General features: G+C 69.7%; 14 protein-coding genes. All 14 read left to right on the top strand.

The features are described from left to right. Position 1 precedes the first annotated feature (1 nt). Positions 2–943: a lysophospholipid acyltransferase family protein gene (locus AC5JLE_RS06670; RefSeq protein WP_496065138.1), complete on the top strand. Its 942-nt coding sequence runs from the start codon at positions 2–4 to the stop codon at positions 941–943. Further along, positions 933–2483 carry an HAL/PAL/TAL family ammonia-lyase gene (locus tag AC5JLE_RS06665; protein ID WP_496065137.1) on the top strand — a complete coding sequence of 517 codons (1551 nt, stop codon included), beginning with the start codon at positions 933–935 and terminating at the stop codon, positions 2481–2483. Before AC5JLE_RS06670 ends, AC5JLE_RS06665 begins: the two co-directional genes overlap by 11 nt. Further along, a complete protein-coding gene (locus AC5JLE_RS06660; RefSeq protein WP_032960618.1) occupies positions 2470–2901 on the top strand; it encodes an acyl-CoA thioesterase in 432 nt (143 codons plus the stop codon). The genes AC5JLE_RS06665 and AC5JLE_RS06660 overlap by 14 nt, the downstream gene beginning before the upstream one ends. Further along, complete coding sequence (locus tag AC5JLE_RS06655; RefSeq protein WP_032960616.1) at positions 2898–3527, top strand: LolA family protein; 630 nt, start codon at positions 2898–2900, stop codon at positions 3525–3527. Before AC5JLE_RS06660 ends, AC5JLE_RS06655 begins: the two co-directional genes overlap by 4 nt. After that, positions 3520–5874, top strand: a complete 2355-nt coding sequence (locus tag AC5JLE_RS06650; RefSeq protein WP_032960614.1) for an MMPL family transporter — start codon at positions 3520–3522, stop codon at positions 5872–5874. The genes AC5JLE_RS06655 and AC5JLE_RS06650 overlap by 8 nt, the downstream gene beginning before the upstream one ends. 52 nt (positions 5875–5926) lie before the next feature. Continuing rightward, positions 5927–7177, top strand: coding sequence for an NAD(P)/FAD-dependent oxidoreductase (locus AC5JLE_RS06645; RefSeq protein WP_014648840.1), 1251 nt, complete (start codon positions 5927–5929; stop codon positions 7175–7177). Further along, positions 7165–7722 (top strand): DUF3261 domain-containing protein, encoded by a 558-nt coding sequence (locus AC5JLE_RS06640; RefSeq protein WP_014648839.1) that lies wholly within the window; start codon positions 7165–7167, stop codon positions 7720–7722. Before AC5JLE_RS06645 ends, AC5JLE_RS06640 begins: the two co-directional genes overlap by 13 nt. After that, positions 7719–8903 carry a beta-ketoacyl-[acyl-carrier-protein] synthase family protein gene (locus AC5JLE_RS06635; protein ID WP_014648838.1) on the top strand — a complete coding sequence of 395 codons (1185 nt, stop codon included), beginning with the start codon at positions 7719–7721 and terminating at the stop codon, positions 8901–8903. The genes AC5JLE_RS06640 and AC5JLE_RS06635 overlap by 4 nt, the downstream gene beginning before the upstream one ends. After that, entirely contained in the window at positions 8900–9355 is a 456-nt protein-coding gene (locus AC5JLE_RS06630) for a hotdog family protein (protein WP_069117654.1), read from the top strand. The genes AC5JLE_RS06635 and AC5JLE_RS06630 overlap by 4 nt, the downstream gene beginning before the upstream one ends. Further along, positions 9352–10083 (top strand): 3-ketoacyl-ACP reductase FabG2, encoded by a 732-nt coding sequence (locus AC5JLE_RS06625; RefSeq protein ID WP_032960607.1) that lies wholly within the window; start codon positions 9352–9354, stop codon positions 10081–10083. Before AC5JLE_RS06630 ends, AC5JLE_RS06625 begins: the two co-directional genes overlap by 4 nt. After that, entirely contained in the window at positions 10083–11321 is a 1239-nt protein-coding gene (locus AC5JLE_RS06620) for a beta-ketoacyl-ACP synthase (protein WP_014648835.1), read from the top strand. Before AC5JLE_RS06625 ends, AC5JLE_RS06620 begins: the two co-directional genes overlap by 1 nt. A 61-nt stretch (positions 11322–11382) precedes the next feature. Next, positions 11383–11823, top strand: coding sequence for a hypothetical protein (locus AC5JLE_RS06615; protein WP_032960605.1), 441 nt, complete (start codon positions 11383–11385; stop codon positions 11821–11823). A gap of 160 nt (positions 11824–11983) precedes the next feature. After that, a complete protein-coding gene (locus AC5JLE_RS06610; protein ID WP_049404015.1) occupies positions 11984–12244 on the top strand; it encodes a YcgL domain-containing protein in 261 nt (86 codons plus the stop codon). After that, positions 12237–15575, top strand: coding sequence for an ankyrin repeat domain-containing protein (locus AC5JLE_RS06605; protein ID WP_032960601.1), 3339 nt, complete (start codon positions 12237–12239; stop codon positions 15573–15575). Before AC5JLE_RS06610 ends, AC5JLE_RS06605 begins: the two co-directional genes overlap by 8 nt. Positions 15576–15679: the final 104 nt, after the last annotated feature.

Below are 15679 nucleotides of genomic sequence, written 5' to 3'. Positions count from 1 at the left end.
GATGGCGGCCGCGCAGGGTGCCCCGCACTGGGCCGACATCGGCGAATCGACGTCGGTGGCCGGCGTGCTGTTCCTGTGCTGGGTGCACCGCTGGTTCGGGCGCTGGCCGTTCCGCCTGTGCGTGTGGCCGGTGGTGGCCTGCCATTGGCTGGGCAACCGTATAGGGCGCCAGGCTTCGATGCAGTACCTGCAGCGGCTGCAGGCGCACAGCGGCGTGCTCGGCCGCGCGCCGACACGGCGTGACAGCCTGCGCCACTTCTTCGCCTTCGCCGATACGATGCTGGACAAGATCCTCGGCCTGGGCGGGCGCTACCCGGCCGAACGCATCCACCTGCATCGTGACCTGGTACTGCAGAAGATCGCGCGCCGCGAGGGCGGGCTGATCCTCACCGCGCACATCGGCTGCCTGGAGCTGTGCCAGGTGCTGGCCGAACAGGTGCCGGGGTTCCGCATCACCGTGCTGGTGCACACCGCGCATGCGCAGCGCTTCAACCGCCTGCTGCAGCGGCTGGACCCGCTGGCGGCGGTGGAACTGGTGCAGGTGACCGAAATGGGGCCGGCCACCGCGGTGATGCTGGCCGAGCGCGTGGCGGCGGGGGGCTTCGTTGCCATCGTCGGCGACCGCACGCCGGTACAGGGTGGCCGCAGCGTCACTGCCGATTTCCTGGGCCACCGCGCGCCGTTCCCGATCGGCGCCTATGTGCTCGCCGCGGCGCTGGGCTGCCCGGTCTACACCATGGCCTGCCTGCACGAGGGCGACGGCTATCGGGTGGCATTCGAACAGTTCGCCGAACGCATCGTGCTGCCGCGTGGCTCGCGCGACACCGCGCTGGCCGAACAGGCACAGCGCTTCGCGCGCTGGCTGGAACTCCAGGTCATCCAGTCCCCGTTGGACTGGTTCAATTTCTTCCCCTTCTGGGATCAGGCTCCGCATGACGACTGACGCCGTACCCGTGTGCCGCTTTGGCGACGCACCGTTGACCATCGAAGACGTGGTTGCCCTGGCCCAGCGCCAGTGCGAGGCCGCACTGAGCGACGCGCCGGCGTTCCGCGCGCACATCCAGCGCGGTGCCGACTTCCTCGACCGCCTGCTGCGCGAGGACGGCGTGATCTACGGCGTGACCACCGGCTACGGCGACTCGTGCACGGTGAACATCCCGCCGGCGCTGGTGGCGGAACTGCCGCACCACCTGTACACCTACCACGGCTGCGGCCTGGGCCGTTACCTGGACCCGGTCGAGACCCGCGCGGTGCTGGCCGCGCGCCTGGCGTCGCTGGTGCGCGGCATGTCCGGCGTCAGCGTGCCGCTGCTGGAAGGCCTGGCCACGCTGCTGCAGCACGACGTGCTGCCGATGATCCCGGCCGAAGGCTCGGTCGGTGCCAGCGGCGACCTGACCCCGCTGTCGTACGTGGCGGCGGTGCTGTGCGGCGAGCGCGAGGTGCTGCATGACGGCCGCGTGCAGCCGGCGGCCGAAGTGCTGGCGAAGATCGGCATGACCCCGCTGAAGCTGCGGCCGAAGGAAGGCCTGGCGATCATGAACGGCACCGCGGTGATGACCGGCCTGGCCTGCCTGGCCTGGCAGCGCGCCGATTACCTGGCGCGCATGGCCACGCGCCTGACCGCGTTCAACGTGCTGGCCAGCGACGGCAACGCGCACCACTTCGACGAAACCCTGTTCGCCGCCAAGCCGCACCCGGGCCAGGGCCGCATCGCTGCGCGCCTGCGCAGCGACCTGCACAGCGAACGCCCGCCGCGCAACGAACAGCGCCTGCAGGACCGCTATTCGCTGCGCTGCGCGCCGCACGTCATCGGCGTGCTGGAAGACAGCCTGCCGTTCCTGCGCCAGCTGATCGAAACCGAACTGAACAGTGCCAACGACAACCCGCTGATCGACGCCGACGGCGAGCGCATCCTGCATGGCGGCCACTTCTACGGCGGCCACATCGCACTGGCGATGGACACCCTGAAAAACACCGTGGCCAACGTTGCCGACCTGCTCGACCGGCAGCTGGCGCTGGTGGTGGATGCCCGCTACAACCATGGCCTGCCGGCCAACCTGTCGGCGGCCACCGGCGCGCGCGCTGCCATCAACCATGGCCTGAAGGCGCTGCAGATCAGCGTGTCGGCCTGGACTGCCGAAGCGCTGAAGCAGACCATGCCGGCCAGCGTGTTCTCGCGTTCCACCGAGTGCCACAACCAGGACAAGGTCAGCATGGGCACCATCGCCGCGCGCGACTGCCTGCGCGTGATCGAGCTGACTGAACAGGTGGTGGCCGCGATGCTGATCGCCGCCCGCCAGGGCCTGGCGCTGCGCGAACGGGTTGGCCTGAACGCGCAGCTGCATGGCAGTCTGGCCGACATGTACGCCGACCTGGGGCAGCGCATCGCCCTGGTTGAAGAAGACCGCGCGCTGGATCGCGAACTGCGGGAACTGCTGGTGGAGATCCGCGCGCAACGTTGGGAGCTGTATGCCAGTGAATGAGGCCATCGAACGGGTTGGCGAAATTGCGTTGACCCCTGCCTTCCATGACTGCGATCCGATGAACGTGGTCTGGCATGGCAACTATTTCAAGTACTTCGAGATCGCGCGCTGCGCGCTGCTCGGGCGCTACGACTACGACTACCCGCAGATGCTCGAATCGGGCTACCTGTGGCCGGTGGTCGATGCGCGGGTGAAGTACGTGCGCCCGCTGCTGTTCAACCAGGCGCTGCGCGTGGTCGCGCGCATCGTGGAATGGGAGAACCGGCTGAAGATCGAGTATGAAATCCTCGATGCGCAGAGCGGCCAGGTGCTGACCCGCGCGATGACCATCCAGGTCGCGGTGGACGCGGCCAGCAAGGAAATGCTGTACCAGTGCCCGCCGGTACTGTGGGAGCGCCTGGGAGTGCCTGCGCCGTGAACCCCCTTGTCCGTCTTTCGAGCGTGCTGCTGTGCGCGCTGATCTTCGTTGCCGCACCGCAGGTGCAGGCGGCCGACCCCGCCATCGATGCGATCACCCAGGCGGTGGCGCGGCCGGACGTGCTGCGTGGCCAGTTCAGCCAGGAAAAGCAGGTCAGCGGCTTCAGGAACCCGCTGCGCTCGCAGGGCCAGTTCGTGGTCGCGCGCCAGCACGGCGTGATCTGGACCACGCTCAAGCCGTTCCCTTCCGAAGTGGTGGTCACCGCCGACCGCATCCTGAGCCGCCAGCGCGATGGCAGCACCCGTGTCGAGCTCGATGCACGGCAGCAGCCGGCGATGCGTTCGGTGAACGCGATCATGTTCGCGCTGATGAGTGGCGACGTGCAGGCGCTGTCCAGCCAGTTCAACGTGGCGGCCAGCCGTGAAGGGCAGGGCTGGCGGCTGCGGCTGACGCCGAAGTCGGCGATGCTGGCCAAGGCGTTCCAGTCGCTGACCCTGCAGGGTGACCGCTACGTGCGCCAGGTCGAGATCGTCGAGGCCAACAAGGACCGTACGCAGATCCAGTTCAGTGCATTGAGCGAGGCGCCGGCCACGCTCACCGCCGACGAGGCACGCCGCTTTGAGTGAGGCCGTCGCATCGAACGCACCGGAGCGGCTGCGGCGCTGGTGGCACTGGCTGGGCATCGCCTGGCTGTTGCTGCTGCTGGTACTGGGCGCGCAGCAGTGGCACCTGTGGAGCCAGCAATCGCGGATCGACACCGACATCCTCGCGCTGCTGCCGCAGGATGCGCATGACCGCCTGTTGAGCGACGTCACCCGGCGCATCGCCGACGGCAGCTCGCGGCAGGTGGTGGTGCTGCTGGGCAGCAGGGACGGCGCCGCCGCCAAGCGTGCGCAGGCGGCCTTTGCCGCGGCCATGGCCAAGGACACTGACCGAGCCCTGCTGGTGCCCAGTGGTTCGATCGAAGGCTGGTTCGATGAGGCGCGCGCGTTCTACGCGCCGTACCGCGACCGCCTGCTGACGCCGGCCCAGCGCGAGCAGCTGCAGGGCAGCGAACCGGGCGCGTTGGCCGAGCAGGCGTTGGCCGCGCTGTACGGCCCGATGGGCGCTCCGCGCCTGACCGACTGGCGGCAAGACCCGTTGTCGTTGTGGCCGCAATGGTGGCAGCAGCAGGCGCAGGGTTCGGGGTTGCGGCTGGGCGATGACGGCCTGCTCGAAGCCGAGGGCAGGCACTGGGCCGTGCTGCAGTTCGATACACCGGGTTCGGCGTTCCAGCTCGACGGTGAGCGTCATCTCGACGGCCTGCTGGAACGTGCCGGGCGGGCTGCCAGGGCGGCAGCGCCGGAGCTGGAAATCCTGCATGCCGGCGTGCCGCTGCACGCCGAGGCGGCCGCGGTGCAGGCCAACCAGGAGATCAACACGATCGGCTGGGGCTCGCTGGCCGCGGTGCTGCTGCTGGTGTGGCTGGCGTTCCGTTCGCTGCGGCCGATCCTGCTGGTCGCCGCGTCGTTGCTGATCGGTTGTGGCGTGGCGCTGGCGGTGACCGTGCTGGTGTTCGGCAAGGTGCACGTGCTCACCCTGGTGTTCGGTGCGTCGCTGGTGGGCGTGGCCGAGGATTACGGCATCCACTGGTTTGCCTCGCGCCAGGCCGAGCCGGCCGATCGCCGCTGGAAGCTGCTGCGGCACCTGTTGCCGGGCCTGTGGCTGGCCTTGCTGACCAGCGCGCTGGCCTACCTGGCCCTGGGCCTGGCCCCGTTCCCGGGCCTGCGCCAGATGGCGCTGTTCTCGGTGGTCGGTCTGGCCGCCGCCTTCCTCACGGTGATCTTCTGGTTCCCGTGGCTGGATGGCGGCGAGATCCGCCAGACCCGTTTCTCGCAGTGGCTGGGCAACACGCTGGAGCGCTTCCCGCGGTTGCATGGCCGCCGGCCGGTGACGGTGTTCGTGGTGATCACGCTGGCGCTGTCTGCCATCGGCATCGCCCGCCTGCACAGCAATGACGACCTGCGCAGCCTGCAGTCCTCACCGCCGGCACTGATGGCCCAGCAGATCCGCCTGAGCCAGCTGCTGGGCATGCCCAGCCCGGCGCAGTTCTATCTGGTGCAGGGCAGTGACGCTGCACAGCTGCTGCAGCGCGAAGAAGCACTGACCGAACGCCTGCGTGTACTGGCCAACGACAAGCGCATCGGCGGTTACCGCGCGATCAGTGACTGGCTGCCGTCGCCGGCACGCCAGCAGGCCGATGCGGCGCTGACCGCCAAGGTGGAACCGGGCGTGCTGCAGGCCGTGTCCGATGCGGTCGGAGAACCCTTGCCGCGCCCCGACTTCGCCACCACGCCGCTGACCGCGGAGGCGTTCCTGGCCTCGCCGGCCTCGCAGCCGTTCCGCCACCTGTGGGTGGGTGAGGTCGGTGGGCAGATGATCAGCGTGGTGATGGTCGATGACCTGTCGCGCGCCGATGCGCTGGCGACCCTGCGCGGGGCGGCCGAAGGCCTGCCCGGCGTGCGCTGGGTGGACCGCACCGCCGACTTCTCGCAGCTGCTGGGCCACTACCGCAAGCTGATGGGGGGGCTGCTGCTGGTCGGCATCGTGCTGGTGTTCGGCGCGCTGTGGCTGCGCTACCGCCGCCAGGCCTGGCGCGTGTTCGCGCCGACCCTGATTGCCGGTGCGTTGACCCTGGGCCTGCTGGGCCTGTTCGGCCAGCCACTGCAGCTGTTCAACGTGCTGGCACTGATGCTGCTGCTGGGCATGGGCATCGACTACGGCATCTTCCTGATCGAGCACCGCGGCGATGCCAGTGCCTGGCTGGCGGTGTGCGTGGGCGCGGCCAGCACCTGGCTGTCGTTCGGCCTGCTGGGACTGTCGCAGACCCCGGCGCTGCGCGCGTTCGGCCTGACCCTGCTGTTCGGCATCGGCCTGGTCTGGCTGATCTCGCCGCTGTTCCGGCCGCCGCCGCATGATCTGCCGCGGGCCTGAGCCTGCTTCCGACTTCCTTCTTTCCACTTGATCGAGCAACAGGGACGCACCGATGAATACTGCTGTGGATGCTGTCGAACGTACTGAAATCCTGATCATCGGTGCCGGCCCGGCCGGCTCCGTGGCTGCGGCGATGCTGCGCCAGCAGGGCCGCCAGGTGCTGATGCTGGAGCGCCAGCAGTTCCCGCGCTTCTCCATCGGCGAAAGCCTGCTGCCGCAGAGCATGGAGTACATCGAGGCCGCCGGCCTGCTGCAGGACGTGGTCGAAGCCGGCTTCCAGCACAAGAACGGCGCGGCCTTCGTGCACGGCGAAGCGCGTACCGCATTCGACTTCAGGAAGAAGTTCTCGCCGGGCTGGGGCACCACCTACCAGGTGCAGCGCGCCGACTTCGACAACGTGCTGGCGCGCGGTGCCGAGCGCATGGGGGCCACGCTGCGTTTCGGTGATGAAGTGCTGTCGGTCGAAGCCGGCGAGCAGCCGGCGGTGACGGTGCGCCGCCCGGACGGCAGCGAGTACCGCATCGAGGCCGATTTCATCCTCGACGCCTCGGGCTTCGCACGCCTGCTGCCGCGCCTGCTGCAGCTGGAATCGCCGTCCAACTTCCCGGTGCGCGGGGCGATCTTCTGCCACGTGCGCGACAACATTCCGGCCGAAGCGGACTTCGACCGCAACAAGATCCTGATCACCACCCATCCCGAGCACGTCGACGTCTGGTACTGGACAATCCCGTTCTCCAACGGCTGCTGCTCGCTGGGCGTGGTCGCCGAACCGTCGTTCTTCGAGCGCTACGAGGGCGACGACCTGCAGAAACTGCAGGCCATCGTCGGCGAGGACCCGAACCTGACCCGGCTGCTGGCCAATGCCGAATGGGCGGTGCTGCCGGTGCGCCGCATCACCGGCTACTCGGCCAATGTCAGTTCGTTGTGGGGGCCGGGCTATGCCCTGCTGGGCAATGCCGGCGAGTTCCTCGACCCGGTGTTCTCGTCCGGCGTGACCATCGCCTTCAAGTCCGCGCAGCTGGCCAGTGCATGTCTGGCGCGCCGCTATGCCGGCGAAGCCGTGGACTGGGAAGCGGAGTTCTCGGTCCCGCTGCGGGCGGGCGTGAAGACCTTCCGCCGCTTTGTCGAAAGCTGGTACGAAGGCGGTTTCCAGAAGATCATCTACCACCCGCAGCAGCAGCCCGAAGTGCGCGACATGATCAGCTCCATCCTGGCCGGTTACGCCTGGGACACCAACAACCCGTACGTGGCCGATGACAGTGGCCGCCGCATGCGCGTGCTGGAGCAGCTGTGCGGCGCCTGATCGCCCCTGCGACAGCACTGCTGCTGAGCCTGCTGCTGGTGGCCTGCGCCGGCCGCATGCCGAAGCCGTTGGTGGAACTGCCGCCGCTGCGCCTGTCGCCGGCCAGCCTGCCGGCGCCGCTGGCGTTGCAGCAGCAGTTGCATTTCCGGTTCGGCACGCATGAGCGCGACCTGGATGCACTGCTGGAAGCCGATGCGCAGCAGGTGCAGCTGGCGGTGCAGGCGATGGGCCAGACCGGCGTGCGCCTGCAGTGGGACGGCCGGCAGCTGACCCAGCAGCGCGCGCCGTGGCTGCCGCCGCAGGTGCGCGCCGAGCGCGTGCTGGATGACCTGCAGTTCGCGCTGTGGCCGACCGCAGCCATCGCGGCCGCGCTGCCAGCCGGCTGGCAGGTCCGTGACGATGGCCATCAGCGCAGCCTGTCGCGCGACGGCACGGTGTGGCTGCAGCTGCAGCGCCTGGACGATGGCAGCGTGCAGCTGGACAACCGCGCCGAAGGCTATGCGCTGCGCATCGAATCGATCGACATGGCCGGGCCGGATCGATGAGTGCACCGATCTATCTGAACGATCTGGGCGTGGTCTGCGCGCTCGGCGATGGCCGCGACGCGGTGGCTTCGGCGATGTTCGCCGGCGTGCCGGGCGGGCTCAGCGACAACGATACCCTGCTGCCGGGGCACACCCTGGCGCTGGGGCAGGTGCGTACACCGCTGCCGACGCTGGAAGAACTGCCGGCCGCCCTGCGCGGGCGCAACAACGCCCTGCTGGACGTGGCACTGGCGCAGATCGCACCGGCGGTGGCCGCCGCGATCGCCCGCCACGGCGCCGAACGCGTGGCGGTCGTGCTGGGCACCAGTACCTCGGGCATCGGTGAATCCGAGCAGGCCCTTCGCACCCATGCCGAACAGGGCCAATGGCCGCCCGGGTTCGATTACGCCCAGCAGGAAATGGGTACTGCCGCGCAGTTCGTGCGCCAGCGCAGCGGCGCTCAGGGGCCGGCGTGGACCCTGTCCACCGCCTGCTCGTCCAGTGCCAAGGCACTGATGTCGGCTGCACGCATGCTGCGGGCCGGTATCGTCGACGCCGTGATCGCAGGTGGCGCGGACTCGCTGTGCCGCTTCACCGTGGCCGGCTTCAGCGCGCTGGAATCGGTGTCGGCCCTGCGCTGCAATCCATTCTCGCAGCACCGTGCCGGCATCAACATCGGCGAGGGTGCCGCGCTGTTCCTGCTCACCCGCGAACCCGGCCCGGTATGCCTGGCCGGCTGGGGCGAATCGGCCGACGCGCACCATATGTCCGCCCCCGATCCGCAGGGCCTGGGTGCCATCGATGCCCTGCAGCAGGCGCTGCAGCGCGCCGGCTGGGCGGCCGATGAAGTGGACTACGTGAACCTGCATGGCACCGCCACCGGCCACAACGATGCGATGGAAAGCCTGGCGGTGTCGCAGGTGCTGGGCAACCAGGTGCCGGCCAGTTCGACCAAGCCGCTGACCGGCCATACGCTGGGTGCTTCAGGCGCGATCGAAGCTGCACTGTGCTGGATCGTGCTGGCCGGGAACCCGCAGCAGCAGCTGCCACCGCACTGGTGGGACGGCGTGGCAGACCCCGCGCTGCCGGCACTGCCGCTGGTCGCACCGGCCACCCGCCTGGCACAGGCACCGCGGCGGGTGCTGAGCAATTCGTTCGCCTTCGGCGGCAGCAATGCCGTGCTGGCGCTGGAGCGTCGATGAACACGCTGTACGCGATCGAAGAGGTGGTGCCGCACCGCCAGGACATGTGCCTGCTGGAGCGCATCACGCACTGGGACCAGGACACCATCGAGGCCGAACTGGTGGTGCCCGACGCGGGCCTGTTCGTCGAGGAGGGCCAGGTGCCGGCGTGGGTCGGCATCGAATACATGGCGCAGGCCATCGCGGCCTGGGCCGGTTGCCGTGCGCGTGCGACGGGCAAGCCGCCGCAGTTGGGCTTCCTGCTTGGCAGCCGCCGCTACAGCAGCCCGCGCAGCAGCTTTCCCAGCGGATCGCGGCTGCGCGTACAGGCGCGCTGCGAGCTGTTGGGTGACAATGGATTGGGGATGTTCGCCTGCCGCATCCTGGCAGGCGAGGACGAATGGGCGACAGCCAACGTGTCGGTGTTCGAACCGGCCGATGCGATGGCCTATCTGGAGAGTGGACAGGCATGACAGGGAATCGAAGCGTGCTGGTGACCGGCGCCAGCCGGGGCATCGGCCGGGCCATCGCGCTGCGCATCGCGCGTGACGGCTTCGACGTGGTGGTGCATTGCCGCAGCCGCCTGGATGAGGCACAGGCCGTGATGGCCGAGATCCACGCGTTGGGCCAGCAGGCCCGCGTACTGATGTTCGACGTGGCTGATCGCGAGGCCGCACGCGCTGTGCTGGAGGCCGATGTCGAAGCGCACGGCGCGTACTACGGCGTGGTCTGCAACGCCGGCATCGCCCGTGACGGTGCCTTCCCGGCACTGTCAGCGGAGGATTGGGACCAGGTCATCCACACCAACCTGGACGGTTTCTACAACGTACTGCATCCGCTGATCATGCCGATGGTGCGCCGGCGCAAGCCTGGCCGCATCATCACCCTGTCGTCGGTGTCCGGACTGGCCGGCAACCGCGGGCAGGTCAATTACAGTGCCGCCAAGGCCGGCATCATCGGTGCCACCAAGGCCCTGGCGCTGGAACTGGCCAGCCGCCAGATCACCGTCAACTGCGTGGCCCCGGGCCTGATCGAGACCGAAATGCTCAACGATGAAGTGGTTGAACACGCGCTCAAGCTGATTCCCGCCGGCCGCGTCGGTCGTCCCGACGAAGTGGCGGCCACGGTGGCGTTCCTGCTGTCCGAGCCGGCCGGCTACATCACCCGCCAGGTGATCTCGGTGAACGGAGGCATGATCTGATGGCCGCCGATCGTCGCGTGGTGGTCACCGGTGCCGCCGCCATCAGTCCGCTCGGCCACGACTGGCCGACCATCGAGGCACACCTGCGCAGCTGCCGCAATGCGGTGCGTGCGATGCCCGAGTGGGATGTCTATGCCGGGCTGAACACCAAGCTGGCCGCGCCGGCGCAGGATTTCGAGCTGCCGCCGAACTACAACCGCAAGACCACCCGCTCGATGGGCAAGGTCGCGATCATGTCGGTGCGCGCCACTGAGGTGGCACTGCGTGAAGCCGGCCTGCACGAGCATCCGGTGCTGCGCAGCGGCCGTACCGGCGTGGCCTACGGCTCGTCCTCGGGCAGCCACGAGGCCACCGGTGAATTCGGGCGCATGCTCAACGAGTTCACCACCGATGGCATCAGTGCCACCACCTACCTGAAGATGATGAGCCACACCGCGCCGGTCAACATCGGCGTGTTCTTCGGACTGTCCGGGCGCGTGTACACCACGTCCAGTGCCTGCACCTCCGGCAGCCAGGGCGTGGGTGCGGCCTATGAAGCGATCCGCAGTGGCAAGCAGACGGTGATGGTGGCCGGCGGTGCCGAGCAGCTCGATGCCACCGCAGCGGCGGTGTTCGACACCCTGTTCGCCACCAGCGTGCGCAACGATGCGCCGCAGACCACCCCGCGCCCGTTCGATGCCGGCCGTGATGGCCTGGTGTTGGGCGAGGGCGCCTGCACGCTGATCCTGGAAGACCTGGAGCACGCGCAGGCGCGCGGCGCCACCATCCTTGCCGAGGTGGTCGGCTACGGCACCAACAGCGATGGCCAGCACGTCACCCAGCCCAGCGCCGACACCATGGCCCAGGCCATGCGCCTGGCGCTGGAGGATGCCGGCCTGGACGCGGCGCAGATCGACTATGTCAACGCCCACGGCACCGCCACCGACCACGGTGACATCGCCGAAACCCAGGCGACCGCGCAGGTGTTCGGCAACCGCGTGCCGATCAGCTCGCTGAAGAGCTATGTCGGCCACATGCTGGGTGCCTGTGGCGCGTTCGAGGCCTGGCTGAGCATCCAGATGATGCGCGCCGGCTGGTTCGCGCCGACCCTGAACCTGGCCGAGGTCGACCCGCGCTGTGGCCAGCTCGACTTCATCACCGGGCAGGGCCGCGAACTGCAGGCCGAGTACGTGATGAGCAACAACTTCGCCTTCGGCGGCATCAACACCTCACTGGTGTTCCGCCGCTGGAGCGAGTGATCCACCGCCCCACCGCACTGTTTCCGCCATCCACCCGCACCCCTGACAAGGAGAAGTTTCGATGCGCCGCACTCTCATGATCGCCACTGCCACCGCGCTGCTGGCCCTGACCTCCACCGCCTCTGCCCGCGATACCCGCGTCGAGCAGTCCCTGCAGGAGCTGGTCAGCTCGCAGGCTGCCAAGGACGCCGGCATCGACGGCAGCGTGCGCTTCTACCTGGCCGGCCAGCCGGTCAGCGTGCAGCAGCGCCTGGGTGAAGACGTGACCAACAAGAAGACCAACGCCGCCAACAAGAGCGATGCCGAGGCCTGCCGCTGGGTCGCGCTGTCGGCGCTGCGCGCGCTGCAGGACGGCGCCAGGTCGCGCGGCGCCAACGCCGTGGTCGACATCGTCAGCTACTACAAGAAGAACGAGTTCAAGAGCAGCACCAATTACGAGTGCTACGCCGGCACCATCCTCGCCGGTGTCGCGCTGAAGGGCACCTACGCCAAGGTCAAGTAAGCGCCCGCGTGGCGGCGGCGTTGGCTGAACGTCGCCGCCACATTGCTGAACCTCGCAAGGGAAACGCCGCCGATCGCGCCGCCATCGTCGGCTGACGGCTTTCCCCGGTGTCGGCTTTCCGACACAATCATGGCTCTTCCCGGGTTATCGTCCCGCGGACATGCACGCCTACGTCTATAAAAGCCAACTCAAGCCGGACACCTACGTCTACGTTCCCCGACGCGATGATTTCAGCGCGCTGCCCGCGCCGCTGCTCACCTCGCTGGGGACGCTCACCTTCGTCCTGGAGGTGGCCCTGGATGTCCAGCGCCGCCTGGCCCAGGCCGATCCTGAAAAGGTCCGCAGCGAAATGAGCGAACGCGGGTTCTACCTGCAGGTACCGCCGTCGGTGGCCAGCCTGATGCCGCGACACTATGACTGACACCTCCCGTCCGCGTGCCCTGTCGATCGCCTTCGCCGTGGGTGCCATGCTGGCGTTGGGCGCCGCGGTGGGCGGTGTGCCGGGTGCCATCCTTGCCGCACTGGCGCAGCCGGCGTTCGCGCTGGGCGTGTCGTGGTGGCGTCGCAGCCGTGCGCTGCTGCCGCTGAAGGTGGTCGCACGCCAGGACCTGCCCGCACTGCTGGCGCTGTGGGCTGCCGCGCCATTGCTGCTGGCGCTGCTGCTGGCCTGGCCGCTGGCGGCCCTGCGTGACAGCGGCAGCCTGGCGGCGGTGCTGGGCCTGAGCGTGCTGGTCAGTGCCGGCCTGCTGGCGGCTTGGCGCACCTGGCCGCTGTGGAACGATGTCGAACGCCTGGATGGCAGCCTGGCCCAGCACTGGCAGGCGCTGGCCGGCCGCGACCTGACCGCCTGGCGTGGTCTTGGCGTGGCCGCGCTGGTGATCGCCTTGGCCGCACTGGTGGTGCTGCCGGCCTGGCCGGGCCTGTTGCCGGACGGCGCACGCTGGCCCGCCGCACTGGCGGTCGTGCTGCTGTCGCCGGCGCTGCACCTGCTGCTGCAGCGGGTTGCGCCCGCGCCGCTGGTGTCGCTGCGCCCCAGCCCGTTCGCCGCTGCCAGCAGCGAACAGGAACCGATGTTCCCCGCTGCGGCCGAAACCGCGCCGCTGGAGGCGATGGCGCCGCAGGAACTGACACCGGCCCTGTATGAGGCCGCGCGCCAGGGCCGCGTCGACCGCGGCCTGCAGCTGCTGCAGGCCGGTGCTGATCCGTATGCGCTGCCGGACCCGAACTGGCGTGACCAGCGCAGCCTGGCGGTGCTGGCGGCGGTGCTGCCGGACCTGCGCCTGCTGCGCGAGCTGATTGCCCGCGGCGTAGATGTGAACGCGCCGCACCGGGGCATGACCCCGCTGCTGGCCGCCACCCGCGACAGCTGGCATGGCCGCCCCGAAGCGGTGATGACCCTGCTCGCCAACGGCGCCGATTCACGTGCCACCGACAGCGATGGCAACACCCCGCTGCACCATGCCGCACGCAGTTCCGACCCGGGCGTGGCCGCGCTGCTGCGCGATGCCGCTGCCGAAGTCGATGCGCTGAACCGCGAGGGCTGGTCGCCGCTGGCGGTGGCCTGCCAGGTCGGCAACTGGCGCCTGGCCCGCTTCCTGCTCGAGCGCGGTGCACGCAGCGAACCGGCCGATGGCACCCCGGTGCTGCTGGCCGCCGCCGCCACCGAGGACGACGATCCGGCCGGCGTGCAGCTGCTGCTCAAGCACAAGGCACGCGCCGACGCGCGTGATCGCCAGCGCCGCAGCGCGCTGCACGAGGCAGCGCTGGCCGGCCACGTGGAGATCATCGGCGTGCTGCTGGGCGCCGGCGCCAACCTGGAAGCGCGCGATGCACTGGGCCGCACGCCGTGGCTGGAAGCCGCCCGTGCCGGCCGTGCCGCCGTGGTCGAGCACCTGCTGCCGCACAAGCCGGACCTGGTCGCGGTGGACGGCGAAGGCCGCAATGCGGTGCAGCTGGCAGTGATGGCCGAGGATGTCTCGCCGCTGCTGATCAAGCGCCTGGTGGAACTGGGCATCGCCGCCGACGCCACCGACCCGGTTGGCCGCCGCGCGGTGGACTATGCGGCCGAAGCGGGCCGCTGGGCGATCGTGGCCCTGCTGGACCCGTCCTATCCGCTGCCGGCAGCCGTCAGTGATGGCCTGGCCGAGCGCGGTGAAGCGGCCAGCGCCAGCGGCCTGTTGCCGGACCGTCCGCCGCTGACCCTGCTGCGCGAAGCGCTGGGCTTCGGCAACACCGATGGCATGGCCGCGCTGGCCAGGCTGTGCCAGCCGGAAGAACTGGGCGGCCTGCTGCTCGATCCGGAGCTGGCCCTGGAGCCGCGCGCGGTCGATTGGCTGCTGGCCCACGGTGCCGATCCCTATGTGCGCGACGCCTGCGCCGATACGCCGATGTTCGCGCTGCTGTCGCGCGGCATCGACGCGGTGCCGGCGCTGCAGGTCATGCTGCAGCGCGGCCTGTCGCCGGCTGGGCGCGGTGGGCTGGCACGCTTCCTGGCCGCCTGCGCACAGCACGACCAGGCCGCCCGCGGCCTGGAACAACTGGCGCTGGAACTGCTGGAGCGTGGCGCCGATCCGTTCGCCGCTTCGCCGGCCGGTGACCCACCGCTGTCGCTGGCGGTACGCCTGGGCTGGCTGCGCCTGCAGCAGGCCCTGCTCAAGGCCGGTGTCGATCGCGAAGCGCGCGACAGCCATGGCATGACCGCACTGCACCTGGCCACCGCACTGGCCCGCGAAGGCGCGCTGAAGCTGCTGGTGCAGCACGGTGCCTCGCCGGAAGCACGTGCCGCCGACGGTCAGACGCCACTGGGCGTGGCGCTGTCGATCGGTCGCCGTGACCTGGCCGACTGGCTGGACTGGCGGGTGTGGCCGCTGCCACGCCGTACCCTGCGCGAGGCCGATCTGCCGGCCGCTGCGATGGCCGGTGATGTGGACGCCGTGCGCCGCCTGATCGATCTGGGATTTGCCGTCGACGCGGTCGACGCACAGGGCTGCACCGCGCTGCTGCGTGCGGCCGGTGGTGGCCACCTGGCCGTGACCGACCTGCTGCTGGCGCGCGGTGCCGATCCGCAGCACGCCGCTGCAAGCGGTGCGACGCCGCTGTCGGCGGCGGTCAGCATGCGCCAGGTCGACATCGTTTCGGCCCTGCTCGATGCCGGCGCCAAGCTGGAACATCGCCTGCCGGGCGGGGTGACCGTGCTGATGCTGGCCTCGGCGCTGGGCCTGCCGGACATCGTCGCGCGCCTGCTCACTGCCGGTGCCGACGTGCATGCCGGTGACGCGCAGCAGCTGGGCCCGCTGCACTGTGCCGCGCTGTACGGTTTCAGTGCCCGCGACCGCTCGCGCCTGCTGGCCCTGCTCGACACCCTGCTGTTGGCGGGCGCCGAGCCGGACCAGGCCGCCGCCGGTTCGGTCACGCCGCTGCTGCTGCTGCTGGGCGCACGCGCCGAGCCGGGTACCGCCTGCGACGAGCAGGTGGTGATGGCGGCGGTGGAGCGCCTGCTGGATGAGGACGTCAGCCTGGACGTGCGCGATCCGCGCGGCTTCGGCCCGCTGCATCTGGCCGCCCTGCATGGACTGCCGCTGCTGGTGCAGCGCCTGTTGCGCGCCGGTGCCGATCCGGAAGTGCGCGACAGCCTCAACCGCAGCCCGCGCGAGATCGCGGTGATGCGCGGCTTCATCGACGTCGCTGGAGAGTTCGAACCGCGCGTGCCGGGCGTTTCGTCGATGGCGCGGTTCCTGCGCGACAACGGTTGACAGGCCGGGGTCGGATCCCTTTCCAACGGAAAGGGCTCTGACCCCAACACCGCGCTGCCGGAATCTGCAGTGGGTAGTGCCGGCCGCTGGCCGGCAACCTGCTG

Source organism: Stenotrophomonas sp. (assembly GCF_059505245.1).
The sequence above is the reverse complement of the archived record's forward strand: the minus strand, read 5'-3'. Positions and strand labels throughout refer to the sequence as shown.